Consider the following 22,903-nt stretch of genomic DNA (forward strand, 5'->3'; position numbering starts at 1 on the left):
CTTTAGCGGCGTCTTTCGCGCGTTAGCGGCCCGTGAGCTGCCAGGCGTCTTCGCCGTCGGCATCGTCGTTGTCGTAATACTCGGGACTCACCTCACGCGAGGAGTGGTCCAACGGATCATCCGAGTAGCGATCTTGGGCCGAGGAGGCGTCGGACTCCCCCGCCCCGGAACCGGAACCTGCGTGGGAAGCGTCCTGCGAGTCCTCATACAGGTCCGTGTCCTCTCCCTTGATACGCGCGATCGCGCGCGGGAGATCCTCGGGACGCACGAGCACATCGCGAGCTTTCGAGCCCTCGCTCGGCCCGACGATCTCGCGTGACTCGAGAAGGTCCATGAGGCGCCCCGCCTTGGCGAAGCCCACGCGGAGCTTGCGCTGAAGCATCGAGGTGGAGCCGAACTGCGTGGTGACGACGAGTTCGGCCGCCTGAAGCAGCACGTCGAGATCGCCGCCGATGTCATCGTCGATCTGTTTCTTCTTGGCGACCTGCTGCACGTCCTCGCGGTACTGCGGCTTCGCCTGCCCCTTCACGTAGTCGACGACTGCGTGAATCTCGGACTCGTTGACCCACGAGCCCTGCACACGCATAGCCTTCGCCTTGCCCATGGGGTGAAAAAGCGCGTCGCCCTGGCCGATGAGCTTCTCCGCGCCGGGAGTATCGAGGATGACGCGCGAATCCTGGAGGGAGCTCGTCGCGAACGCGAGGCGGGAGGGAACATTCGCTTTGATGATGCCCGTGACGACGTCGACGGAGGGTCGCTGGGTTGCGAGCACGAGATGAATGCCGGCAGCGCGCGCAAGCTGGGTGATGCGCTGGATCGATGCCTCGACGTCTCGCGGGGCGACCATCATGAGGTCGGCAAGCTCGTCAACGACCACGAGGAGGTACGGGTAGGGCGCGAGCACTCGCTCACTTCCCGGCGGGGGGCTCACCTGGCCCGCGCGCACGGCCTTATTGAAGTCGTCGATGTGCTTGAAGCCGTACTCGGCGAGATCGTCGTAGCGGTGGTCCATCTCCTTCACAACCCACTCGAGCGCCTCCGCAGCCTTCTTGGGGTTCGTGATGATGGGGGTAATGAGATGCGGGATCCCCTCGTAGATCGTCAGCTCAACGCGCTTTGGATCAACGAGCACCATGCGCACTTCCTCCGGCGTTGCACGCATGAGGATTGAGGTGATCATCGAGTTCACAAAGCTCGACTTACCGGCGCCGGTCGCGCCCGCAACAAGCAAGTGGGGCATCTTCGCGAGATTCGCAATCACGAATCCGCCTTCGACATCCTTCCCGAGCCCCATCACCATGGGGTGTTCGTTGGCGGTCGCGACACCACTACGAAGAACATCCCCGAGCGCAACAGTTTCGCGGTCCGCGTTCGGAATCTCGATACCGATCGCCTTCTTGCCGGGGATCGGCGAAATGATGCGCACATCGGCGCTCGCGACCGCGTACGCGATGTTGTTGGACAGCGCCGTGACCTTCTCGACCTTCGTGCCGGGGCCGAGCTCAACCTCGTAGCGCGTCACGGTCGGGCCGCGGGAAAAGCCCACGACCTCGGCGTTCACGCCAAACTGCTCGAACACTTCGCCGAGTGCCGCGACAACGCGATCGTTCGCTTCGGAGCGAGCTTTCGCGGGCGGGCCGGCCACGAGCATGTCGGGGCTCGGGAGCGGGTAGGCGGTCTCAACCTGGAGTTCGGGCTGCACGTGCGGCCCCTTGACACCTTCGCCCTTGGGCGGGGTCAGCTCGCGGGTCTGCTCCGCAGCGCTCACGCTCGGCACCGGCACGGTGGGGGCGTTTTCCAGGTCCGACGTTTGGCTGGCAGCCGTCGGAAACTCCTTCTTCCTGCTGTTTTCCGCTTCGAGGTAATCGTAGGGGTCAGAGCTTTTCGCGCCGGATGCGAGTGCACTGGCGGCATCTGCCTTTTTCACGAGCGGTTTCTTCTGCGAGCGCGGAAGCGTCGTCGTCTCGGCCTGCTCACTCTCGGCGCCCTGGCGATACGCGCCATCGCCTTCGTAGCCGAAGGCTTCGTGATCGACGCCGGCCTCGAGGTTCTCGGTGTCGCTTGACGACCGGCGATTTTTGCGGCGGAACAGATCGCTCATGCGCCGAGTCTTCGTTGGGCTGCCCTCGGCGTTGCCCTCGGCAGCGTGGAGAGCCTGCTGGCGTCGGCCCAAGCCGAAGGCCTCGCGCTCCGCTTCTTCACGCTCTCCCCTGCCCACGAGAGCCCCGTAGACCCCCGCGAGACGCGACCCTACTTGGCCGAGCGGCGTAGCAGTGAGCACGAGAACGGAGAACAGGGCGAGGACGACTCCGAGAGTGACGATCACCCAGTCAGGCAGGACATTCGCGAGGGGCGCCGCGACGAGATAGCCGCACACGCCGCCACCGCGCGCGAGGGCGTCAACACCATTGGACGGCGTGGGAATACGCGCGCTCACGGATGCGACCGTACAGAGCGCACACACAAGCATGAGTAGTCCCGCGAAAAGGCGTCCGTTCGCGTGAACGAGATCGGGCCTGCGGAACATCCGAAGCGACCACAGCCCTAGAAGGAGGGGAAGCAGCACGGCGATCACGCCGAACGAGCTCGCAGCGACCGTATGAATCGCGCCAAAGCCCCATTCGCGCACCTGGAACCATTCGGGAACGATGAGAATGAGCGCGAGAATGCTCAAGAAAAGAGCGAAGCCATCGCGCCGCTCTTCGTAGGCGACCTCCCAGCGCTGAATGCCGATGCCGCGAACGAAGCCGCCAACCGCGCGGGCAACGCCGAGGTACCCGACGCGCAAAGCGCGCACCGGGAGGGGAAGCGTCGAGGGATCCGTGGGCGCACCTTTCGTGCGCGACGAGCCCGAGGACGAGCCTCGGGAGGTTCCTTTCGACGCACGTGCGGGGGAAGTCGTACGTGTCGCCATACTCCACAATCTACCCGCCTAAGGGTACGAACGTCACGAGGTCAGCCCCGGCGTGTGAATCACACAGGGGGCTGACCTCGCAGCGGCATCTGCAAAAATCCGCGTCGCTAAGCCTCGACGACAACCGGGATGATCATCGGGCGGCGGCGAAGGCGCTGAGAGAGGAAACGCCCCACCACGCGGCGCATCGCCTGCTGAAGCTGATACGTGTCGTGCCCCTTCTCGTCCTCGATCGCCTTGTGCAGCGCCTTGATGACGTCGGGCTTGATGCGCTCAAACACCTCGTCATCCTCGGCGATGCCTCGCGAGTGGATCTCTGGCCCGGCAATGAGCTCGCCGGTTTCACTATTGACCACGGCGAACAGGGAAATGAAGCCCTCTTCCGCGAGGATACGGCGGTCCTTGAGATCGGCCTCGCTTACCTCGCCCACACTCGAACCGTCCACATACACGTAGCCAACTTCGACCTCGCCGGCGACGCGTGCGACGCCGTCTTTGAGGTCGACGACCGTGCCGTCCTTCGCGAGCACGATGTTCTCGCGAGGGATACCTGAGGACTGCGCGATCTTCCCGTTCGCGATGAGGTGGCGCACCTCGCCGTGCACGGGCATCACGTTCTTCGGGCGCAGAATGTTGTAGCAGTACAGCAACTCGCCCTCGCTCGCGTGCCCCGAGACGTGCACGCGCGCGTTCGCCTGGTGCACGACCTCGGCCCCGAGTTCCATGAGGCCATTCATCACGCGAAACACGTCGTTCTCATTGCCCGGGATGAGCGAGGACGCAAGAATCACGATGTCCCCCTCGCCGACTTCGACGCGGTGGTTGCGGTTCGCGATACGCCCGAGCGCGGCCATCGGCTCGCCCTGGCTGCCCGTGCACATGTACACGATCTTGTGATCCGGAATGTCATCGGCCTTCTTAAGGTCCACGAGCGTGTTCGGGGGAACATTGAGGTAGCCCATGTCGGCAGCGATGGTCATGTTGCGCACCATCGAGCGCCCCACGAACGCCACCTTGCGGCCGTGCGCGTGCGCCGAGTCGAGCACCTGCTGAACGCGATGGACGTGGCTCGAAAAGCTTGCGACGACAATCTTCTGCTGTGCACGCGCAAAGAGGTTGTCGAGAACGGGGCCGATCTCGCGTTCCTTGACCGTGAAGCCCGGGACCTCGGCGTTTGTCGAGTCGACGAGGAAGAGATCCACGCCCTCTTCGCCAAGGCGTGCGAAGGCACGCAGGTCCGTCAGGCGACCATCGAGCGGAAGCTGGTCCATTTTGAAGTCGCCCGTGTGCAGCACCGTGCCAGCCTCGGTACGGATCGCGACCGCGAGCGCATCGGGAATCGAGTGATTCACGGCGACGAATTCGCACTCGAACGCGCCAAACTTCTCGACATCCCCCTCCTTCACGGCAAGCGTGTACGGCTTGAGTCGATGCTCACGGAGCTTCGCCTCGACAAAGGCGAGGGTCAGCTGGCTACCGACGAGCGGGATGTCCGGCTTGAGGCGCAGAAGGTAGGGAACTGCACCGATGTGGTCTTCGTGGCCGTGCGTGAGCACGATCGCGGCAACGTCATCAAGGCGATCCTCGATCGAGCGGAAGTCCGGGAGGATAAGGTCGACGCCCGGCTGGGCTTCTTCGGGGAAGAGAACGCCGCAATCGACGATGAGAAGTCGGCCCTCATACTCGAAAACGGTCATGTTTCGGCCGACTTCGCCGAGACCGCCGAGCGGGGTCACACGTAGAGTCTTGTTCTTCAGTTGAGGCGGGGTCCCGAGTGTCGTGGAAAAGGGTGTAGTCACAGTGTCCTAAATTCTTCAGCTGGTGTGCTGCGCGAGGACGCTCTGGTAGGCGTCTACGGCGGCGTGGATGCGCGCCGCGACCTCCGGCTCGACCGTTCCGAGCGGGGCGCGGCAGCCAGCGTGCGGAAGCACGCCGAGGTGTGTGAGGGCTTCTTTGATCGCCATCGTTCCTGGGCCCTGGTTCATGATCGCGTCAACAAAGTCGATGCGCGAAGCGTGGAGCCTTCGCGCGAGCGCGAGGTCGCACTGTTCGAGGGCGTCGAACATGAGACGGTCGAGCCTGCCGGTAAGGTGACTCGTGACCGAAACCGTACCAACCGCGCCGATCGCGAGCCACGGAAGGTTGAGAGCGTCTTCACCGGAGTAGATATCGAGGCCCGTGTCACGGATGAGCTTCGAGGCCTCGTGCATGTCCCCCTTGGCTTCCTTGAGGGCAACGACGTTCGGGTGTTGGGACAGTTCGACGGCGCTCTCGTATTCGATAGGGATGCCTGAGCGACCGGGAATGTCGTAGAGCATCGCCGGCAGGTCGACGGCGTTGACGATCTCGAGCGTGTGCGCGATCAGGCCGCGCTGCGTGGGCTTGGAGTAGTACGGGGTTGCGAGCAGGAGGCCGTCGGCATTGCCGCCCTCTTCGATCGCGCGTGCAAGCGCGACCGAGTGACGCGTATCGTTCGTGCCCGCCCCCGCGAGGAGGGTGACATCCGCGCCAATTGCCTCGCGCACGGTCGCGAGAATCGCGAGCTTTTCCTCATCGCTCGTCGTGGGCGATTCGCCCGTCGTGCCGTTCGCGACGATGAGATCGTGGCCTTCGTCGACGAGATGGCGCGCGAGGCCGGCGAGAGCCTCGTGATCGACCTTCTCGAGATCCTCAGTGAAGGGCGTGACGATAGCGACGCCGAGACGTCCAAATACCGGTGCTTCTTGACTCACGGCGCCACCCGGCCGCCCGCGTTGAACGCCTCGTAGGTGAGGGGCATCGCCTCGGCGAAGAACTCTTCGATCTTTTCGGCGACCATCTCGATCTCGCGCTGCGGGAACGACGGGAAGTGCGAGCCTTCACGCTTGGTGCGCAGCGACAGGAAGTTCATCATGCTGCGGGCATTGACGGTCACGTACATCGAACTGAACAGCGTGAGGGGCAGAACACCGCGTGCGACCTCGCGTGCAACGCCGGCCTCGAGCATCTCGAGATAAGCGGCATACGCGCTCTCGCACTGCGCCTTGTACGCCTTCGTCACGATCTCGTGCTGCTCGGGGCTGCCCTCGTAAAAGTCATAGGCGCCGGGTTTGCCCTTCTGGACGAGCTTGCGCTCGGGCCCGGGCACGTAGAAAATCGGGCGCATCTGGCGGTAGCGGCCTGATTCCTCGTTATAGGACGCGATCCGGTGGCGCATGAACTCGCGGAACACGAAGATCGGCGCTTCGACGTAAAACGTGAAGCTGTTGTGCTCGAACGGCGAGCCATGGCGGTCGCGCATGAGGTAGTTGATGAGGCCCTTGTCGCGATCGGAGGCATCAGTGCCCACGATGCTCTTGGACTTTTCCCCCTGGGTCGAGACCCGCGCGGCAAAGATGACATCGGAATCGGAAGCCTGTGACCTCACAAGGTCGACCGTGACGTCGGATCGGAACACTATTTCGCTCATATGTATCACCCTAGTTGACCAAGCAGTTCAAAAACCGAAAATCGCCGCGTGGCGCTCACCGCGCACGAAGCACGAGCTCCCCTTCGCAGGTCTCGATCGAGACATCCGCGAGCGAAGGAATCACGAGATCGGCAAGGGGGCCGACGGTCTCCGCACTCGCACTGTTGAGAACACTCACGACGAACGCCCCCGCAGCACGAGCTGAGGCGAGGCCGCCCGGCGCATCTTCGACGACGATGCACTCCGCCGCATCGACCCCGAGTCTCTGTGCCGCGAGGAGGTAGGGCTCGGGATCCGGCTTGCCATGCGTGACCTGATCGGCGGTCACGAGGGTCGTGGGGTACGGGAGCCCAAGGGGCCGGTAGCGCGCCTCGAAGAGTGGAAGCGTGCAGCTCGTCGCTATCGCCCAGCATTCGCGCGAAAGCGCAGCCTTTGCCTCTTCGAGTTCGCCGAGGAAACGCGCGGTCCCGTCGAATGCCTCGACATCGCCCGCGCTCGCAATTTCGTATCCTTCGACTTTGGTGAAAAGCTCCTCGAGCCTCTCCTCGCTGATGTCGGGCATCGCGAGGCGCAATACTCGCCTGGCCGGTTGCCCGTGATAGTGCTTTTCAAACCGCCCCGCACCCTCGTCACCGAGGAGGGTATCCCAGCTCGCCTCGACACTTCGAGTTGAGTCGACGAGGGTCCCATCGGAATCGAGAAGGATCGCCTTCGCACGCGCGAGAGCTGTTCCCTTCGCGCACCCGTCGAGCGTCGCCGCCATGTCTGCCACGTGTCACTCCTTAGTCGAGGTTGGGGCGCCCGTCTAGTGGGCGTCGTCGAATAGGGCGTTCGCGCGTTGAAGCAACCGCGCGAACTCGCCCCTCACGAGAGTAGCGTCTGGCCGAAGTTCGGCATCCACGAGAGGGGTGGAAGCGTCGGCCTGTCGCTCGCCCGAGCTCTCGGCTTCATCGACCGTGAGGTCGCGCCCGAGCAGTCCCACTGCACGGGCCCACTCGATATCCGCAAAGCGCGGGTGCTCCTTGGAGACGTCGCGAAAGCTCGCGATCTCGGGCGCAACAGCGGAGCCTCCCGCCGCGAGGTGCGCCGCAAGTACGCCACGAAGCAGCCGCGCGAGGAACGAACACCCCTCCGCTCGCGTCACGGGCTGCGTCGGCTGAAAGGTCGCGTCGTACTCGCCGAAGAATACCGCTTGGCCGCGCATCCACATGATTTCGCGATAGCTGCGAGCCGTCTTCTCAATGTCGCGATACGGTTCGAGGTCGAGACCGTCACGCTCGGGGGCACCAGCGAGACGGTACAGCATGATCGCGGCGTCCTCACGCGTCACATCGGCGCTCGGAAGAAACGTTCCCTCGCGGGCTGGATCGAACAGATCGTGTTTCACGAGCCACTCGATCGCGTCGGCGTAGCGCTCCGCGGGATCAGCAACGACCTGCATGCCCGGCTTCGTCGCGGTCGCGGGCCGTAGCTTGAGCGCGGCGATCCCGGCTATCCCCAAGAGCGAGGCCAGCAACGCCCGCCGCGTCGTCACGAGGCCTGCCGCTTCCGAATTCACCGCCCTCATGCCATCCACGCGAGCTCCTTCATTTTCTCGATGAGAACCCACGAGACGAGGAGATTGCCCCAACCGCTCAAATGGATACCGTCGCTACCCCTGAGCGGGGTCGGTACGATCCCCTTCTCGAGTTCGGAACGTGTTTCTGCTCGCGAGTGCAAATCAAGCGACGCGATTGGTTCGGCGCGCAGCGCCTCCTCGCTCGTCAGGAGGGCTTGCACATCCACGAAGCGGTGCCCGTAAACCTCGCGTTGGGCGGCGTTGACCGCGTGAATGGCCCTAATTTTCTCGGGAGCATCGAGATCGTTTTTCGTGACCCACTGCCCGAGAACGATGGCATCCGTCTTCGGGTCACGCGCGGATGCGACGAGCCTCTCGACGTCGCTCAGCACCTGCTCACGCTGCACGATGTTGTTCTTCCCCGTCCAGATCACGTGCCGCCAATTCTCGGTGGTGGCTTTCCACGACGATGTGAAGACACCCGATGTCGCAGGTCCGCCGTCGGACTCGAAGAACCATTGGTTTTCCGGCGTTCCCGTAAGCGTGCCGCTCGCCCCGCTCGACAGCTCCCCGTGACACGTGAACGACCACATGCCGGGAACATCCGTGTCCACGCGCACATTCACTCGCCCACCCGTGTACCCCTCGGGGATATGCACCATGGGCGTGTCGAGTCCACGAAGAATCGTCGTGTGCCCCGAAAACTGTGCCCCGTACGCGAGGTTCGTGACCGGGACGGGGTTCATTGCATTCGCAACTTCCTCGTGGACGTATACCGGTCGAGGCGTGTGCTCGGCACCGAGACCGCCTTCCATCGAACTCGAACCCCACAGTGCAAGAGGCCGTTCGGGCGCGAGTGCCGCAAAGGCACGCGCGAGGGCGTGCGAGGGCGGGTTCTCGGGCATAGAGCCTCCTCGGGTGCGTGCGAGAGGTGGGCGATCAGTTCCGACGCCACTTAGCTTACAGCGAGAGGTAGTTCTCTAGCCCCACCGTGAGACCGGGATGAGAGGCCACCTCGCGCACGCCGTGGAGAACCCCGGGCATGAAGCTCACGCGATCGAATGAGTCGTGACGGATAGTGAGCTGTTCTCCCGGGTTGCCGAAGAGAATTTCCTCGTGCGCCACGAGTCCGCGCAGACGCACGGCGTGCACGTGAACGCCGTCGATGTCGGCTCCTCGCGCGCCGTGGGGGTCGCGCTCGGTCGCATCCGGGACGGGCCCGAGGCTCGCCTGTGCGCGGCCGTCAGCGATCGCGCGGGCCGTATGCAGCGCGGTTCCGGACGGCGCATCGAGTTTTTCGGGATGGTGAAGTTCGACCACCTCTGCGCTCTCATAAAACCGCGCGGCGGTGCGCGCGAAGCTCATCGCGAGCACCGCCCCGATCGCGAAGTTCGGGGCAATGAGAACCCCGGTCTCGGGGGTGTCGTCGAGGGCTGCGCGAACGTCGGCGAGCGCCGCATCATCCCAACCGGTCGCCCCCACGACCGCGTGGATACCGTGCTCGATAAGCCACAGCACGTTCGCTTTCGTCACGCTCGGAAGGGTGAAGTCGACGGCCACGTCCACGAGCGGCGCGCCATCGTCGTCGAGAAGCTGCTCGAGGGAGTCCTCGGCCGTGATTCCCCGCACGAAGTCGAGATCGGAGGCCGCCTCGAGAGCGCGGACAACCTCGCTTCCCATACGCCCGGCTGAACCAATGACTCCAACGCGAATGCTCATAACCATCCCCTCGTGTGTGTATTCGGAATCAAGTATGTCAGGCGGCGCCGGTACGGCCGACGTCGACGCGCACTCTCAGCGCCGAAGCAACCTCGGAGGCGATCTCGCGCACGCTCTCGCGCGTCACGCCGTGGAAGGCTTCGAGAGCTTCATCAACCGTTCGATACGAACCGAGAACGAGCTCAGCCGTTGCGAGCCGCGCCATGCGCGACTGCGTGTCCTCGAGGCTGAGCGCCATCGACCCCGAGATGTGCCCGAGCGTCCGCGCAAGCTCTTCTCGTTCGATCCCGTCTGTCGCGAGCCTCTGCGTCTCCTCGAGCAAAAGCTGCGCGACCTTTTCCGCATTCATGGGACGGCACGCGGCGTACAGCCCCGCAAGACCGGCATCGCGATACGCCGCTGTAAACCCGTACACCGAATAAGCAAGGCCGCGCTTCTCACGCACCTCCTGGAAGAGCCTCGAACTCATCCCACCACCGAGGATCGCCATCGCGACACTTAGAGAATGCCGCCGTTCGTCCCACGCGGGGATCGCCGGTCCGCCAAGGAAAAGGTGGGTCTGTTCGGTCTCGCGCATAAGACGCTTCGTGACGGCTCCGTGCCGCAGCGCCTCGAGTCCATCTGTGCCATCCTCGCCGCTCGGGTACGCAAAGCCCTGCTGGGCACGGCGAGGGCGCGGCGCTTGCCCGTCGCTGAGGCTCCACCCGCCTTTTGCAAGACTGTCGAGAAGCATCGTCGCGACCTCGTCGTGGTCGACGTCTCCGACCGCTGTCACCACGAGGTTGGTACTCAAATAATGGGCGCGGTAGTGCTCCCGCACCGCCTCGACCGTGACGGCGTTGATCGTCGCGGGCGTTCCCCCTACGGGCCGCCCGAGGGCCGTTTCCTCGCCGAGCACGGAGGCGATGAGAGCCTCGTGGCCCACATCAGTCGGGTCGTCCTCCGCCATCGCGAGTTCCTCGAGAATGACCTCGCGTTCGGTCGTGAATGCTTCGCTCGTGATCGAGGCGCTCGTGACCATGTCCGCAAGGGTCGCAAGGGCCATGGGCAAGTCGACCGAGCGCACCCGAGCGTAATAGCACGTGTGCTCCTTCGCGGTCACGGCATTCGATTCGCCTCCCACTTCATCGAAGGCCCGGGCAATGTCGAGGGCGCTTCTCGTGGGCGTTCCTTTAAATAGTAGGTGCTCGAGAAAGTGAGTCGAGCCGGCGTGCTCGGGCTTTTCATCGCGGGAACCCACGGGGAGCCAAAATCCGACGCTCGCCGAGCGAACACCCGGATCACGTTCGGTCAGGAGCCGCACGCCTCCGGGAAGAATTGAGCGGCGCGTGAAGGCGCCCTCCTGCTCGTGCAAAACCTGATCGAGGCCTGCCGTAAGCTCGAGCGAAACTGACATGTGAAAAGCGGTCCTTCTCCTAGTGGTGTGCATTACTCTATAGGCGCGGTCACTCGCGGCCGCACAATGATTGTCCGTCTCCCCGAGGAGCAGAATGTCGAATCCCACCCCAAGTTTCCAGCCGCAGGATCCGCACGCGAACCAGCCCCATCAGGGGCAGCAGAGCTTCGGCCAGCAGTCATCCGGTCCGGGAGCCGGAAGCATAGAGATCCCCGGTAAGGGTACCCGCACTCTCGCGAGCATCGGTCAGCGTGCTCTTGCCCGTATCATCGATGCTCTCATTGCCGGCTTCGCTGGTGGCATCGCCGCTGTCATCCTCGGTGGCATCATCGGTGCCATCGCGTCGGCGAGTGACGGCTCCGATGCCGGATTCGGGCTGGCCATTATCGTTACCGGGGTCGGAATTCTCTTCATCGCGATCGCCGGTCTCGTCTACGAAACCCTCATGCTCGCACGCTTCGGCGCAACTCTCGGGAAAATGGCCATGAAGATCAAGGTTGTGAGCCTCGAGACAGGTGAGACACCTCGACTCGTGAACGCGGCTCTCCGCTTCGCGCTCCCCGGCCTCATGGCCATCATTCCCATCGTGGGCAGCTTGGCCTCGCTCGCATGCTGGCTCTCGCCCCTGTTCGACGGCTCGGGCCGCCGCCAGGGCTGGCACGACAAAGTCGCCAAGACCGTCGTCATCGCCAATAGCTAGAAAGCTCTCCCCAGCAATAGAGTGGGCGGCCAGGATTTCCTGGCCGCCCACTCTCGTCGTGCTTTGCGCGAGAGCGCGAAAGGCTACTCGGCGCCCTGCTCGGACTCGTCCGTCTTCTCAGCGTCGTCTTCGTCAGCCGCCACCGCGAGCGAGATCTTGCCACGCGAGTCGATCTCGCGAATCTCGACCTCGATCTTCTGGCCGACGCTCACGACGTCCTCGACACTCTCCACGCGCTTGCCGCCGTTGAGCTTACGCAACTGCGAGACGTGCAGCAGGCCGTCCTTGCCCGGGGTGAGCGAGATGAACGCGCCAAAGTCGACGACACGCACAACCGTGCCGAGGTACCGTTCGCCGACCTCGGGAACGAGCGGGTTCGCAATCGCGTTGACGGCCGCACGCGCAGCCTCAGCCGAGGGGCCGTCGGTCGCACCGATGTACACGGTGCCGTCGTCCTCGATCGTGATGTCCGCACCGGTGTCGTCCTGGATCTGGTTGATCATCTGCCCCTTCGGGCCGATGACCGCGCCGATCTTGTCCACCGGGATAGTGACGGCAAGAACGCGCGGCGCGTTCGGGCTCATCTCATCGGGCTGATCGATGGCCTCTTCGAGAACAGAGAGGATGTGCAGGCGGGCTTCGCGAGCCTGCGACAGAGCGCCTGCGAGAACGGAAGCGGGGATGCCGTCAAGCTTCGTGTCGAGCTGGATAGCCGTCACGAACTCTGAGGTTCCCGCGACCTTAAAGTCCATGTCGCCGAAAGCGTCCTCTGCACCGAGGATGTCGGTCAGCGCCGCGTACTTCGTCTCGCCGTTCACGGTGTCGGAAACGAGGCCCATGGCGATACCGGCAACGGGCGCCTTGAGGGGCACACCGGCATTCAGGAGCGCGAGGGTCGAAGCGCACACGGAGCCCATCGAGGTCGAGCCGTTTGAGCCGAGTGCCTCGGATACCTGTCGAATCGCGTACGGGAACTCCTCACGGCTCGGCAGAACCGGCACGAGTGCACGCTCGGCGAGCATGCCGTGGCCGATTTCGCGGCGTTTGGGCGAGCCCACGCGGCCCGTCTCACCGGTCGAGTAGGGCGGGAAGTTGTAGTGGTGGATGTAGCGCTTGTGATCGACAGGCGAAAGGCCGTCGATCTGCTGCTCCATCTTGAGCATGTTGAGGGTGGTGACGCCAAGAATCTGGGTCTCGCCGCGCTCGAAGATAGCCGAACCGTGCACTCGCGGGAGCACCTCGACCTCGGCCGAAAGCTGGCGGATGTCGCGAAGGCCGCGGCCGTCAATACGCACGCCCTCCGTAAGGATCTTCTCGCGCACGACCTTCTTCGTGAGCGCACGGAAGGCTCCAGTAATTTCCTTCTCGCGCTCGTCGAGCTTGTCGGCGAGTTCCTCCTTGACCTGCGCGAGCAGGGTCTCAGTGGCTTCTTCGCGTTCTTGCTTGCCCGCGATGCTCATGACCTCACGGAGGCGATCGGTCGCCGCGTCGGCGACGAGATCGTACGCATCGTCCTGGTAGTCGAGGAAGAGCGGGAACTCGCGAACGGGCTTGGCGGCCTTCGCGGCGAGCTCCTTCTGCGCCTCGCACAGCGTGCGGATGTAAACCTTGGCAGCTTCGAGGCCCTGGGCGACGACCTCTTCGGTCGGTGCCACCGCTCCCTGCTCCTTGATGAGCGACCAGGCGTGATCGGTCGCCTCGGCCTCAACCATCATGATCGCGACGTCATCTTCAACGATTCGGCCCGCGACAACCATCGAGAAAACGGCCTCATCGAGCTGGCTGAAGGTCGGGAAGGCGATCCACTGGCCGCCCTCGGCGTTCGGCATGAGCGCGATGCGTACGCCACCGATGGGGCCCGAGAACGGCAGGCCCGAGATCTGGGTCGATGCCGAGGCGCCGTTGATGCCCACGACGTCATAGGCATCGTCAGGGTTCACAGCCATAACCGTGAGAACAACCTGGACCTCGTTGCGCAGGCCCTTGACGAAGGCGGGGCGCAGCGGGCGGTCGGTCAGGCGGGCTGCGAGGATCGCGTCGGTGCCCGGGCGGCCCTCGCGGCGGAAGAAGGAGCCGGGGATGCGGCCCGCGGCGTACATGCGCTCTTCGACGTCAACGGTCAGCGGGAAGAAGTCGAACTGCTCCTTCGGCTGATTGGAGACAGCGGTTGCGCTGAACACCATCGTGTCGTCGTCGAGGTAGACGGCGACGGCACCCGCGGCCTGCTTTGCGAGGCGGCCGGTTTCAAAGCGCACCTCGCGCTTGCCGTACGGACCGTTGTCGATCGTGGCGATCGTTGAATGAATGTTGTGGCCTTCCATGGTCACTGTCACTCTCTTTCTGTGGTGAACAAGAGTTTTCTTTGCCGTGGGGCCGGCCATCGCCAGTCGCGTATCCCGCCTGCGCGGAAGACGTCACTGCCGAGGACCGATCCCCTCCTCATCATTGTTGCAAGGAAAACTCGATGGATGGTAAAACGCCGCCCACCCGGCGGGTGAGCGGCGGAATAAAGTCAGCGGCGCAGACCGAGACGCTGAATCAGCGAACGGTAACGCTCAATGTCGACCGACTGCAGGTACTGCAGAAGGCGCTTGCGGCGACCAACGAGGAGAAGCAGACCACGACGGGTGTGGTGATCGTGCTTGTGATCCTTGAGGTGCTCGGTGAGGTAGTTGATGCGATGCGACAGAAGCGCAATCTGCACCTCGGGCGAGCCGGTGTCACCCTCGCTCAGACCGTATTCCTTAATGATCTCCTGCTTGACGGAGGAATCGTAAGCCACTGGCTCTCCTATCACCTTGTTGCACGGCGCACCGGGGCCTGTTCTCCCGAGCACTTAGAATCCGTGGCCGATTAAGCACGGCCTTTCAAGGCTAGCAGCAGCGTTAGGCGCGCGGGTCGCCATGGGCGGCAAGAGTGCTGCGAGTCACGGCAACATCGCGGTGCATCTGCTCGACCAGGGCCTCGATGCCATCGAAGGCAAGCGTCGGCCTAAGCCGCTCGACAAACTCCACTTTTGCTTGCCGATCGTAGAGCTCGTACTCGTGCGAGCCGTGCACGTACGTCTCCACGATCCGGTAAGCAGGGCCCTCTTCGAACGTCGGGTTCGTGCCCACGGAAATGGTCGCGGGAACTCGCTCGAGGAATCGGTCGCCGTCAAGCACCGAAAAGTAGCCCGCGTACACCCCGTCGATCGGGACGACACCACTCGGGTGGGCACTGAAGTTTGCCGTGGGAAATCCCAGTTCCCGCCCACGCTTAAAACCATGGCGTACCGTGTCGCACACCGAGTGCCACCGGCCGAGCATGCGCGCAGCGCCGGGCGTATCACCCGCAAGCAAACTCTTCCGAACGAGAGTCGAGGAGATGCGCTCGCGCCCTCCCGATTCCGCCTCGGTATCCGCATCGAGCTCCTCGACACTCACGACCTGGAAGCCGTACTTCTCGCCGAGTTCGACCATCGTGTGAAAGTCACCTTCGTTACGGCGCCCGAACCGCGAGTCCTTCCCGAGCACAACTGCACGCGCACGAAGGAGGTCAACAAGGTACTCGCGCACGAACTCCTCAGCGCGCAGCTGCGCAAACTCGAGCGTGAAGTGGACATCGAGCAAATCTTCGACACCCGCTTCGCACACGAGGGCATTTCGATCGTCGTACCCAGTGATCAGCATCGGCTCTTCGCTACCGGTCATGACGTGGCGGGGATGCGGATGGAAAGTGAGGGCGCGCGGCGTAAGGTCGTGAGCGCTCGCGTACGACACGAGCGAGTCGATGACGCGGCGGTGACCACGGTGAACGCCGTCAAAGTTCCCGATCGTCACCACGCCCGGAGCGAGTTCACGCGGAACCTCATGCGGGTCGCGCCACACGCGCGAGGAGGTCACTTCGTTCACGGCAAGCTTTCGTGGGAGGGGATCAAACACATGTCACCTTAACCGATGAACAGCCAGGAGGCTTCGCGGGCGGGGTCGGTAACGTCACTCATGACACACCTCGCATACTTCCTTGCATCTTAAATCTGTCGCGCGCATTCGCTACAGTGAACGTAGTCCCCTCTCTACGTGTGAAGGATCGAGCGCATGTCAACCACCCCCGTGACGCACCCTCCCGCTTCCAAGAAGCACGGTCGAACAGTACTTCTCGTTCTCACGGCTTTGGCTGTCGTCGTCGCACTCGTCGCGACCGGCGGCTCGTTCGCGTACGCAAAGCAGTTCGAGGGCAAGGCCCTGCCCGGCACCACGATTGCCGGAGTCGATGTCGCTGGAAAAACGGCCGAGCAAATTCGCACAATCGTCCGGAAAGAAACCACCGGCGTCACTGTCACCGTCGACGCCAACGGCGAGCGCACAACCGTTCCCCTCGAGGAGATCGGTGGGCGCATCGACGTCGATAAGACTGTCGAGAAAGCCCTTTCGCGCGAGTCGAGCATCCCGTCGGTTGTGAGCGCTGCCCTGAGCGGCACGCACTCCATCACGCCCGTTGTCACCGTCGACGAGGAGAAAGCCCGCGCTTACGCCGAGTCCCTCGTTCCCGACAACGAAGTCGAGCCCGTCGATGCGCAAATCGTCCAGGACGACGAGACCAAGGAGTTCTCCGTCGTTGAATCGAAGGCAGGCAAGGGCGTCGACCCCGCCAACTTCGTCAAGGACGTGAAGAAACACGCGCCCGAGCTCAAAGACTTCACCGTGACGCAAGAGTTCACGACCATCGAGCCACAGCTCAACACCGAAACCGCCGAGGCCACGCTCGACAAGCTCGAAACCATGCTCAAGAGCTCCCTCGTCGTGACGGGCCCCGAGAACAAAACCTTCGAGGTCAAGCGCACGGACCGCCTACGCTTCGTGTCGATCACCCCGAACGACAAGGGCGACAACTTCGAGATCAGCATCGATCAAGAAAAAGTCGACACGTACGTCGGGAAGATCGCCGACAAGGTTGCCACGACGAAGAAGGACGGCATCGTCGAAGTCGCCGAGGACGGCTCACGCACCGAGGTCTCCCCCGGCAAGGACGGCGTCAAGGTCACGAATCAAAAGGACATCACCGAGAAGCTGACCCACGCGCTCTCCGCGGGTGAGAACCTCGATATCGCCATGATCACCGAGGTCGAGAAGGCCGAGGTCAAGGAAAAGAAGGTTGAGAAGGCGCCCGTGGACCCGGAAAAGGTTCCCAGCGAGCTTCCCTCCTACGCTCCCGCCGAGGCCCACAACGGCGAGAAGTGGATCGATATCAACCTCGCGAACAAGACCGTGACCGCCTACGTGGGCGACAAGGCCGTGTGGGGCCCCGTCTCCGTCGTGGATGGCGGCAAGGGCACCGAAACGCCCACGGGTGAGTACGAGATCTGGCACCGTACCGAGGTGCAGAACATGGGCTGCACGCCGCGATACGACTACTGCACGAAGGGCGTCAAGTACAACCAGTTCTTCCACAAGGGGTACGCACTCCACTCGGCACCGTGGCGCTCGAGCTTTGGCTACTCCGGCTCGCACGGTTGCGTGAACATGCGTGTGAAGGACGCCAAGTGGCTGTTCGAGTGGGCAAGCCTCGGAACGAAGGTTGTCTCGCACCGCTGACAGCGGGGAACCTGCGCGCTTTAGAGGCGCGGTACAACGCTCGCGCTCTTGAGGAGGCCTCTTTTGGGGGCCGGTTCGACGATTGCCACGAGCTCACCCGTGGGCGGCACGATCGCGGCCGCCGGGTAGGTTTCGGGTTCCGACGCTTGAGGAGCCTCAATCCATTGCCCATATCTGAGCGCCGCAGCTTCGCGCTCGCTCACGGGCAGCAAAGGCAAAAACGACAGGGCCGCTTCGCCCAGCGGCGTGAGGTGCAATCCTCCCGAGGGGTCCTCTGCCGCGCGCGGCGCATCGCGCTCGGGAATTCGCTGGGCGTTGTCCACGGTGAAGTCGCCCACGCGCGTGCGCCGTAAAGCGGTGAGGTGCCCGCCTACTCCGAGGGCGGTGCCAAGGTCGCGTGCAAGCGCACGGATGTAGGTGCCGGAGCTGCAGTCCACGACGCAATCCACGTCGAGGAAGTCTCCTGCCATGCGGAGATCACGAATCTCGAAGCGCTCCACGCGAATGGGGCGCGCGGCGAGTTCGACTTCCTCTCCCCCGCGCACGCGGGCGTAGGAGCGCACGCCGCCCACCTTGATTGCGCTCACGGCGCTCGGGACTTGCTCGATATCTCCCGTAAGGTCACCGATGGCGCTCTCGAGCCTGCTGCGATCCTCCTTCAGCGCACGCAGCTCATGCGCGGGGGCAACGTCGCCAAGCCGCTCACCTTCCGCATCGTCCGTGACGGTCGCTTGCCCGAGTCGAATCGTCGCTTCATAGGTCTTATCGAGTCCCACGGCATAGGTGAGCAGCTTCGTGCCGTGCCCTACGCCGAGAAGGAGGAGGCCCGTCGCGGCGGGGTCAAGCGTGCCCGCGTGGCCGACCTTGCGCGTATTGAGGTGGTAGCGCACGCGCGCGACAACGTCGTGACTCGTCAGGCCCGCCGGCTTATCGAGGAGGAGGAAACCGTGAGGCCCCTGCCCCGCGCGTTTTTTACTCATCGTCCTCGTCGTCATCCACGAGATGCTCGCCGGGGACGCGGTAGGGATCGGCGTCGCCCGCGAACTGCTTGCCGGCACGTTCGCGTTCAAGCTCGCTATCGCGGTGGTGTGCTTCGACGAGAAGATCCTCGATCGTTTTCGACGTTTCCGGGATCGTGTCCTCGAAGAACTCGAGAGACGGAGTGAGACGCGCGGTGATGCCGCGCCCCACTGCACTCCGCAGCATACCCTTTGCGGCCTTGAGAGCGGCAGCGGTCCCGGCTCGCTCCTCGTCGCTTCCATAGACGGTGTAGAAAATCGAGGCGTGCTGACCGTCGCCGGTGAGGCGAACATCGGTGACCGTCACGAAACCGAGACGAGGGTCCTTGACTTTTTCATCGAGCGTGCGGGCCACGATCTTTTTAATCTGATCGGCGAGGCGCCGTACGCGGGGATTGTCGTTCATGGGTCTCTCCTTGAGTAATCGGAAGTTTCGACGCGCTAAGCCTTGCGCGCAAGCGCGATGTCGCGGTCGATTGACGCATCGACCCGGTGCCTAAAGTTGCAGTCCTCCCCCGCGCTCGTAAGCCCGTGCTCCTTGAGGATAGCGTGCACGTCATCCGTGGAAGTCGTGTGGCGATTGTAGGCCAGCGCCACGGAACCGCCGCGGGCGAGAACACGAGTCCACGCAGGCAAGGCATTTCGCAAGAGATCAAGAGGTGAGCGGCTGAGGTGCGCGCCCACCTTCGCACCGTGCTGCACGCCGTAAGGGAGGTCTGCGACGATCACGTCGGCGCTGCGGGCTTTGAGGAAGTGATCGAGTCCGGTCGAATCCGCCGTGTAGAACTCGAGGCTCTGGCTGCGCCCCGCGCGCTGATCGCTCTTCGAGCGGGCGAGCTCAGCATGAAAGTGCCGCCCGAGTGCTTTCTTATTGATGGTGAGCTTCATCTCCGACGTCGTGTGCTTGAGTCGATTCTCGCGCATCCACGTTGTGAGGAACGCGCGGTAGAGCTCAGCGTCCTTCTTGTCGAGGTCGACGCCCACGGGGCTCAGCCCCCACATGAGCGCCTGGTTGAGCGTGGTTCCGCGGCCCGCGACTGGATCGAGGACTCGCAACGTTCCCTCGCGCAGCGCCTGCGCTTTGCCTGCTGCGTGCGCCGCGAGGTGCACAAGAAGCGCGGTGAACTGCTCATTTGTTTTCCCCTGATACTTGAGAGTCGTGAGCAGGGTACTCGGGTAGCGCTCAACGTCCGGAAGCGGAATCGGCTGGAGCAAGGGAAGCGTCGGACTTTCATCCACGTACGTGCGATCCGCCGTTGGGGCGGGCATGCGCCCGACCTCCTCGAAAGCCGCAAACACGTGCGGGCTGTAGGCGAGGGCGAACGCGAGCTCGCGCTGGACTTCGGGGCGTTCCCACGCTTCATCGTCGATGTCGAGGGCGAGGAAATCGAGGCCCGCCTCGCGCACGTCGCTCGTGCCCGTGAGCACGCCGGGAGCATCCTCGTTGAGGACGAACGCAAGTTCGGCTGCAGCGAGACGCGGAGCTTCCAACCCGTACACCCTGTTCGCGCTCGGTGCGATGAGGACATTGACACGCATGTTCTCTCCGTTCATCGTCATGTGCCGCAGCATGCGGGGCAACGGCGGCGAAACGGGCGGCGCCCCGGCCTCAACCGAAGCGCCGCCCGCGCATTATCACCGAAAGGCGATTAGTCCTTCTTCTTTTCGCGCGGCTTCTCGACCATTTCGTAGGTCGTGATGAGGTCGCCTTCCTGGACGTCGTTGAAGCTGCCCAGGTTGATACCGCACTCGTAGCCCTCGCGGACCTCGGTCACGTCATCCTTGAAGCGACGCAGACCGGCGATCTCGAGGCCCTCCGTGATCACGACGCCCTGGCGCGTGATGCGAGCCTTCGAGCCGCGGTTGATCGTGCCAGACATGACGAGCGAACCCGCGATGTTGCCGAACTTCGAGGAGCGGAAGATCTCGCGAATTTCCGCGCTGCCCGTGTCCTTCTCTTCGTACTCGGGCTTGAGCATGCCGAGAAGGGCGTTCTCGATGTCCTCGATCGCGCGGTAGATGACCGAGTAGTACTTGATCTCGACACCTTCACGCTCGGCGTACTCGGCGTTCTGGCCTTCGGCACGCACATTGAAACCGATGATGACGGCATCCGAGGCAACGGCGAGGTTGATGTTGTTCATCGTGATCGCACCAACGCCGCGATCGATGATGCGAAGCTGCACGTCCTCGCTCACGTCGATGCCGAGCAGCGCCTCTTCGAGGGCTTCGACCGAACCGGAGGCATCGCCCTTGAGGATGAGGTTGAGGGTCTCGATCTTGCCCTCTTCCATTGCCGCCTTGAGATCCTCGAGGCTCATGCGCTTGCGGCGCTTCGACAGCTGCGCGGCGCGCTGAGCTGCCTCGCGCTTCTCGGCGATCTGGCGTGCCATGCGCTCGTCGGCGGCAACGATGAACGAGTCACCGGCGCCGGGAACGGAGCTGAGGCCGAGCACCTGAACGGGTCGCGATGGGCCTGCTTCTTCGAGCTGGTTGCCGTTTTCGTCGATCATGGCGCGCACGCGGCCATGGCCGGTGCCACACACGATCGCATCGCCGACACGCAGGGTTCCCTGCTCGACGAGCACGGTCGCGACGGGGCCGCGGCCACGGTCGAGGCTCGCCTCGATCGCCACACCACGGGCATCCTTGTTCGGGTTTGCCTTGAGTTCGAGGGCAGCATCCGCGGTAAGCAGGACGGCCTCGAGAAGGTCATCGATGTGGAGGTTTTCGCGCGCCGAGACGTCGACGAACATCGTGTCGCCGCCGTATTCCTCAGCCACCAGGTTGTACTCGGTGAGCTGGGCACGGATCTTGTCGGGGTTCGCGGATTCCTTATCGATCTTGTTGACGGCCACCACGACGGGCACGTCTGCGGCCTGCGCGTGGTTGAGCGCCTCGATCGTCTGCGGCATCACGCCGTCGTCAGCGGCCACCACGAGGATCGCGATGTCCGTGACTTTGGCGCCACGGGCACGCATGGCGGTGAACGCTTCGTGACCGGGGGTATCAATGAACGTGATGGGGCGCATTTCGCCTTCGTGCTCCACCTGCACCTGGTAGGCACCGATGTGCTGGGTGATGCCGCCGGCTTCGCCCTGGCCTACGTTTGCGCGTCGGATCGCATCGAGAAGGCGGGTCTTACCGTGGTCGACGTGACCCATGACGGTGACAACGGGCGAGCGAGGCTCGAGGTCCTCTTCCGTCTCCTCAGCAAGTTCACCTTCGAGGTCGATGTCGAACTGCTCGAGAAGCTCGCGCTCCTCGTCCTCGGGAGAAACGATTTGAATCTTGTAACCGAGTTCCTCGCCGAGAAGCTGGAACGTGTCTTCGTCGAGCGACTGGGTTGCCGTCGCCATCTCACCCATCGCAAACAGCACGGTGATGAGCGAGGCGGGGTTGACGTCGATTCGCTCGGCGAAGTCGCTCAGGGTCGCACCACGGCGCAAGCGGATGACGGTATTGCCGTCACCGCGCGGGATCTGCACGCCGCCCGGTGCGGGAGCCTGCATCTGCTCGAATTCCTGGCGCTTTGCGCGCTTCGACTTCCTGCTCTTGGCTGGTTTGCCGCCACGCCCAAAGGCGCCCTGGGTGCCGCCACGGCGACCGCCGCGACCGCCACCACCGGGGCGACCACCCGGACGACCGGGAGCGCCACCGGGGCCGCCCGGACCGCCGCCGAAGCCACCGCGGCCACGGCCACCGCGACCTCCGCGGCCACCGTTGCCGCCTGCGGGACGACCTTGGCTCTCGGCCTGCGGCGAGTGCGCAGGCATCATGTTCGGGTTGGGGCGGGGCCCGCGGTTAGACGGACGTGCGTTGCCGCGGCCCTCGCGCGAGGGTCGCGAATCTCCGTCGCGACGCTGCGGGCGCGGACCACCCTGCGACTCGCCGCCGGGGCGAGGGCCTGGACGACCGCCGGGACGCGGCATGCCCTGGGAGGAGGCAAACGGGTTGTTGCCGGGGCGACCACCCGGACGCGGCATCCCCTGCGAGGACGCAAACGGGTTATTGCCGGGACGAGCGCCACCGGGGCGCGGGCCGGGGCGGTTAGCGCCGGGCTTGGGAGCGCCACCGGGCCTCGGTGCGGGGGCGGCATCGGCCTTGGGCTTGGCCCCTGGCTTGGGGGCGCCGGGTTTCGGCGCGTTCGAGCGTGCACCGGGTTTGGGTGCTGCACCGGGCTTTGCCGCGGGCGCATCGGTGCTGGCCTTCGGCTTCGGCGCGGGGCTCTCGGCCTCCGCCTTCGGTGCCGGCTTCGGCTCCGCCTTGGTAGCGCTCGGTTCCGCAGCCTTCTTCGGGGCCGGCTTGCGGGGCGCGGGCTTCTTGGCGGCGCCCTTCGATTCCGACGCCTCCTCGCCCTTCTTCTTTCCTGCGTTCGGGAACGCGGCACGCACACGGCGGGCCACGGGCGCCTCGATTGTCGAGGACGCACTGGTCACGAATTCGCCCATGTCATTGAGCTTCGCGAGGACTTCTTTACTTGGCATTCCCAGCTCTTTGGCGAGCTCGTGGACGCGAAGTTTAGCCACAATTCTCCTGTCTCGGCCGCGCCGAGCAGGCGCGGTCCACTAGT

General features: G+C 64.1%; 18 protein-coding genes. 2 read left to right on the top strand and 16 right to left on the bottom strand.

All coding sequences use genetic code 11. The annotated features are described in order from the left end of the window. Positions 1–22: 22 nt before the first annotated feature. From HMPREF3176_RS06065 to HMPREF3176_RS06105, 9 genes are all read right to left on the bottom strand, one after another. Complete coding sequence (locus HMPREF3176_RS06065) at positions 23–2,914, bottom strand: FtsK/SpoIIIE family DNA translocase (RefSeq protein WP_016663018.1); 2,892 nt, start codon at positions 2,912–2,914, stop codon at positions 23–25. Between the two features lie 107 nt (positions 2,915–3,021). Continuing rightward, positions 3,022–4,713 carry a ribonuclease J gene (locus HMPREF3176_RS06070; RefSeq protein ID WP_034370211.1) on the bottom strand — a complete coding sequence of 564 codons (1,692 nt, stop codon included), beginning with the start codon at positions 4,711–4,713 and terminating at the stop codon, positions 3,022–3,024. A gap of 15 nt (positions 4,714–4,728) precedes the next feature. Beyond that, positions 4,729–5,646 carry a 4-hydroxy-tetrahydrodipicolinate synthase gene (gene dapA / locus HMPREF3176_RS06075; RefSeq protein ID WP_070458933.1) on the bottom strand — a complete coding sequence of 306 codons (918 nt, stop codon included), beginning with the start codon at positions 5,644–5,646 and terminating at the stop codon, positions 4,729–4,731. Beyond that, complete coding sequence (gene thyX, locus HMPREF3176_RS06080) at positions 5,643–6,362, bottom strand: FAD-dependent thymidylate synthase (protein WP_070458935.1); 720 nt, start codon at positions 6,360–6,362, stop codon at positions 5,643–5,645. Before thyX ends, dapA begins: the two co-directional genes overlap by 4 nt. Before the next feature lie 55 nt (positions 6,363–6,417). Next, on the bottom strand, positions 6,418–7,125 hold the full coding sequence (locus HMPREF3176_RS06085) for an HAD family hydrolase (protein ID WP_070459204.1): 708 nt from the start codon (positions 7,123–7,125) through the stop codon (positions 6,418–6,420). Between the two features lie 42 nt (positions 7,126–7,167). After that, a complete protein-coding gene (locus HMPREF3176_RS06090; RefSeq protein ID WP_232049713.1) occupies positions 7,168–7,929 on the bottom strand; it encodes an S-layer homology domain-containing protein in 762 nt (253 codons plus the stop codon). Further along, positions 7,926–8,825 carry an SGNH/GDSL hydrolase family protein gene (locus HMPREF3176_RS06095; protein ID WP_052126680.1) on the bottom strand — a complete coding sequence of 300 codons (900 nt, stop codon included), beginning with the start codon at positions 8,823–8,825 and terminating at the stop codon, positions 7,926–7,928. The genes HMPREF3176_RS06090 and HMPREF3176_RS06095 overlap by 4 nt, the downstream gene beginning before the upstream one ends. A 55-nt stretch (positions 8,826–8,880) precedes the next feature. Next, positions 8,881–9,645 (bottom strand): 4-hydroxy-tetrahydrodipicolinate reductase, encoded by a 765-nt coding sequence (gene dapB / locus HMPREF3176_RS06100; RefSeq protein ID WP_034370222.1) that lies wholly within the window; start codon positions 9,643–9,645, stop codon positions 8,881–8,883. A gap of 31 nt (positions 9,646–9,676) precedes the next feature. Then, the gene (locus HMPREF3176_RS06105; RefSeq protein ID WP_070458937.1) at positions 9,677–11,035 is read right to left on the bottom strand and encodes a M16 family metallopeptidase; all 1,359 of its coding nucleotides are present in this window, start codon (positions 11,033–11,035) and stop codon (positions 9,677–9,679) included. Between the two features lie 94 nt (positions 11,036–11,129). On the opposite strand from HMPREF3176_RS06105, the gene HMPREF3176_RS06110 reads away from it, so the two are divergent. Beyond that, positions 11,130–11,735: an RDD family protein gene (locus HMPREF3176_RS06110; protein WP_070458938.1), complete on the top strand. Its 606-nt coding sequence runs from the start codon at positions 11,130–11,132 to the stop codon at positions 11,733–11,735. 83 nt (positions 11,736–11,818) lie between these two features. Here HMPREF3176_RS06110 and HMPREF3176_RS06115 read toward each other — a convergent pair whose 3' ends face one another. The 3 genes from HMPREF3176_RS06115 to HMPREF3176_RS06125 all read right to left on the bottom strand — a co-directional run bounded on the left by HMPREF3176_RS06115 (position 11,819) and on the right by HMPREF3176_RS06125 (position 15,628). Continuing rightward, positions 11,819–14,056: a polyribonucleotide nucleotidyltransferase gene (locus HMPREF3176_RS06115; protein WP_070458940.1), complete on the bottom strand. Its 2,238-nt coding sequence runs from the start codon at positions 14,054–14,056 to the stop codon at positions 11,819–11,821. A 191-nt stretch (positions 14,057–14,247) separates the two neighbouring features. Then, positions 14,248–14,517: a 30S ribosomal protein S15 gene (gene rpsO, locus HMPREF3176_RS06120; RefSeq protein WP_016663029.1), complete on the bottom strand. Its 270-nt coding sequence runs from the start codon at positions 14,515–14,517 to the stop codon at positions 14,248–14,250. A 103-nt stretch (positions 14,518–14,620) separates the two neighbouring features. After that, the gene (locus HMPREF3176_RS06125; RefSeq protein ID WP_246826684.1) at positions 14,621–15,628 is read right to left on the bottom strand and encodes a bifunctional riboflavin kinase/FAD synthetase; all 1,008 of its coding nucleotides are present in this window, start codon (positions 15,626–15,628) and stop codon (positions 14,621–14,623) included. Between the two features lie 186 nt (positions 15,629–15,814). Between HMPREF3176_RS06125 and HMPREF3176_RS06130 the strand changes: the two genes are divergently transcribed. Next, positions 15,815–17,311, top strand: coding sequence for a L,D-transpeptidase family protein (locus tag HMPREF3176_RS06130; RefSeq protein WP_070458942.1), 1,497 nt, complete (start codon positions 15,815–15,817; stop codon positions 17,309–17,311). A gap of 20 nt (positions 17,312–17,331) precedes the next feature. On the opposite strand, the gene truB is transcribed toward HMPREF3176_RS06130, so the two are convergent. The 4 genes from truB to infB form a co-directional block, all read right to left on the bottom strand. Next, a complete protein-coding gene (gene truB / locus HMPREF3176_RS06135) occupies positions 17,332–18,291 on the bottom strand; it encodes a tRNA pseudouridine(55) synthase TruB (RefSeq protein WP_070458944.1) in 960 nt (319 codons plus the stop codon). Beyond that, the gene (gene rbfA / locus HMPREF3176_RS06140; protein ID WP_016663033.1) at positions 18,284–18,736 is read right to left on the bottom strand and encodes a 30S ribosome-binding factor RbfA; all 453 of its coding nucleotides are present in this window, start codon (positions 18,734–18,736) and stop codon (positions 18,284–18,286) included. Before rbfA ends, truB begins: the two co-directional genes overlap by 8 nt. Before the next feature lie 35 nt (positions 18,737–18,771). Next, complete coding sequence (locus tag HMPREF3176_RS06145; protein ID WP_083286281.1) at positions 18,772–19,890, bottom strand: TRM11 family SAM-dependent methyltransferase; 1,119 nt, start codon at positions 19,888–19,890, stop codon at positions 18,772–18,774. Between the two features lie 89 nt (positions 19,891–19,979). Continuing rightward, positions 19,980–22,859 carry a translation initiation factor IF-2 gene (gene infB, locus HMPREF3176_RS06150; RefSeq protein WP_016663035.1) on the bottom strand — a complete coding sequence of 960 codons (2,880 nt, stop codon included), beginning with the start codon at positions 22,857–22,859 and terminating at the stop codon, positions 19,980–19,982. Positions 22,860–22,903: the final 44 nt, after the last annotated feature.

This window comes from Dermabacter sp. HMSC08H10, from assembly GCF_001807585.1.
Taxonomy (GTDB): Bacteria; Actinomycetota; Actinomycetes; order Actinomycetales; family Dermabacteraceae; genus Dermabacter; species Dermabacter hominis.

Bases quoted from the DNA above. Each gene is read 5' to 3' on its own strand.
- thyX (WP_070458935.1), bottom strand. From the start codon at position 6,362: ATGAGCGAAATAGTGTTCCGATCCGACGTCACGGTCGACCTTGTGAGG.
- dapB (WP_034370222.1), bottom strand. From the start codon at position 9,645: ATGGTTATGAGCATTCGCGTTGGAGTCATTGGTTCAGCCGGGCGTATG.
- HMPREF3176_RS06095 (WP_052126680.1), bottom strand. From the start codon at position 8,825: ATGCCCGAGAACCCGCCCTCGCACGCCCTCGCGCGTGCCTTTGCGGCA.
- HMPREF3176_RS06065 (WP_016663018.1), bottom strand. From the start codon at position 2,914: ATGGCGACACGTACGACTTCCCCCGCACGTGCGTCGAAAGGAACCTCC.
- rbfA (WP_016663033.1), bottom strand. From the start codon at position 18,736: ATGAACGACAATCCCCGCGTACGGCGCCTCGCCGATCAGATTAAAAAG.
- HMPREF3176_RS06085 (WP_070459204.1), bottom strand. From the start codon at position 7,125: ATGGCGGCGACGCTCGACGGGTGCGCGAAGGGAACAGCTCTCGCGCGT.
- HMPREF3176_RS06090 (WP_232049713.1), bottom strand. From the start codon at position 7,929: ATGAGGGCGGTGAATTCGGAAGCGGCAGGCCTCGTGACGACGCGGCGG.
- HMPREF3176_RS06145 (WP_083286281.1), bottom strand. From the start codon at position 19,890: ATGACGATGAACGGAGAGAACATGCGTGTCAATGTCCTCATCGCACCG.
- HMPREF3176_RS06130 (WP_070458942.1), top strand. From the start codon at position 15,815: ATGTCAACCACCCCCGTGACGCACCCTCCCGCTTCCAAGAAGCACGGT.
- HMPREF3176_RS06105 (WP_070458937.1), bottom strand. From the start codon at position 11,035: ATGTCAGTTTCGCTCGAGCTTACGGCAGGCCTCGATCAGGTTTTGCAC.
- HMPREF3176_RS06115 (WP_070458940.1), bottom strand. From the start codon at position 14,056: ATGGAAGGCCACAACATTCATTCAACGATCGCCACGATCGACAACGGT.
- HMPREF3176_RS06110 (WP_070458938.1), top strand. From the start codon at position 11,130: ATGTCGAATCCCACCCCAAGTTTCCAGCCGCAGGATCCGCACGCGAAC.
- truB (WP_070458944.1), bottom strand. From the start codon at position 18,291: ATGAGTAAAAAACGCGCGGGGCAGGGGCCTCACGGTTTCCTCCTCCTC.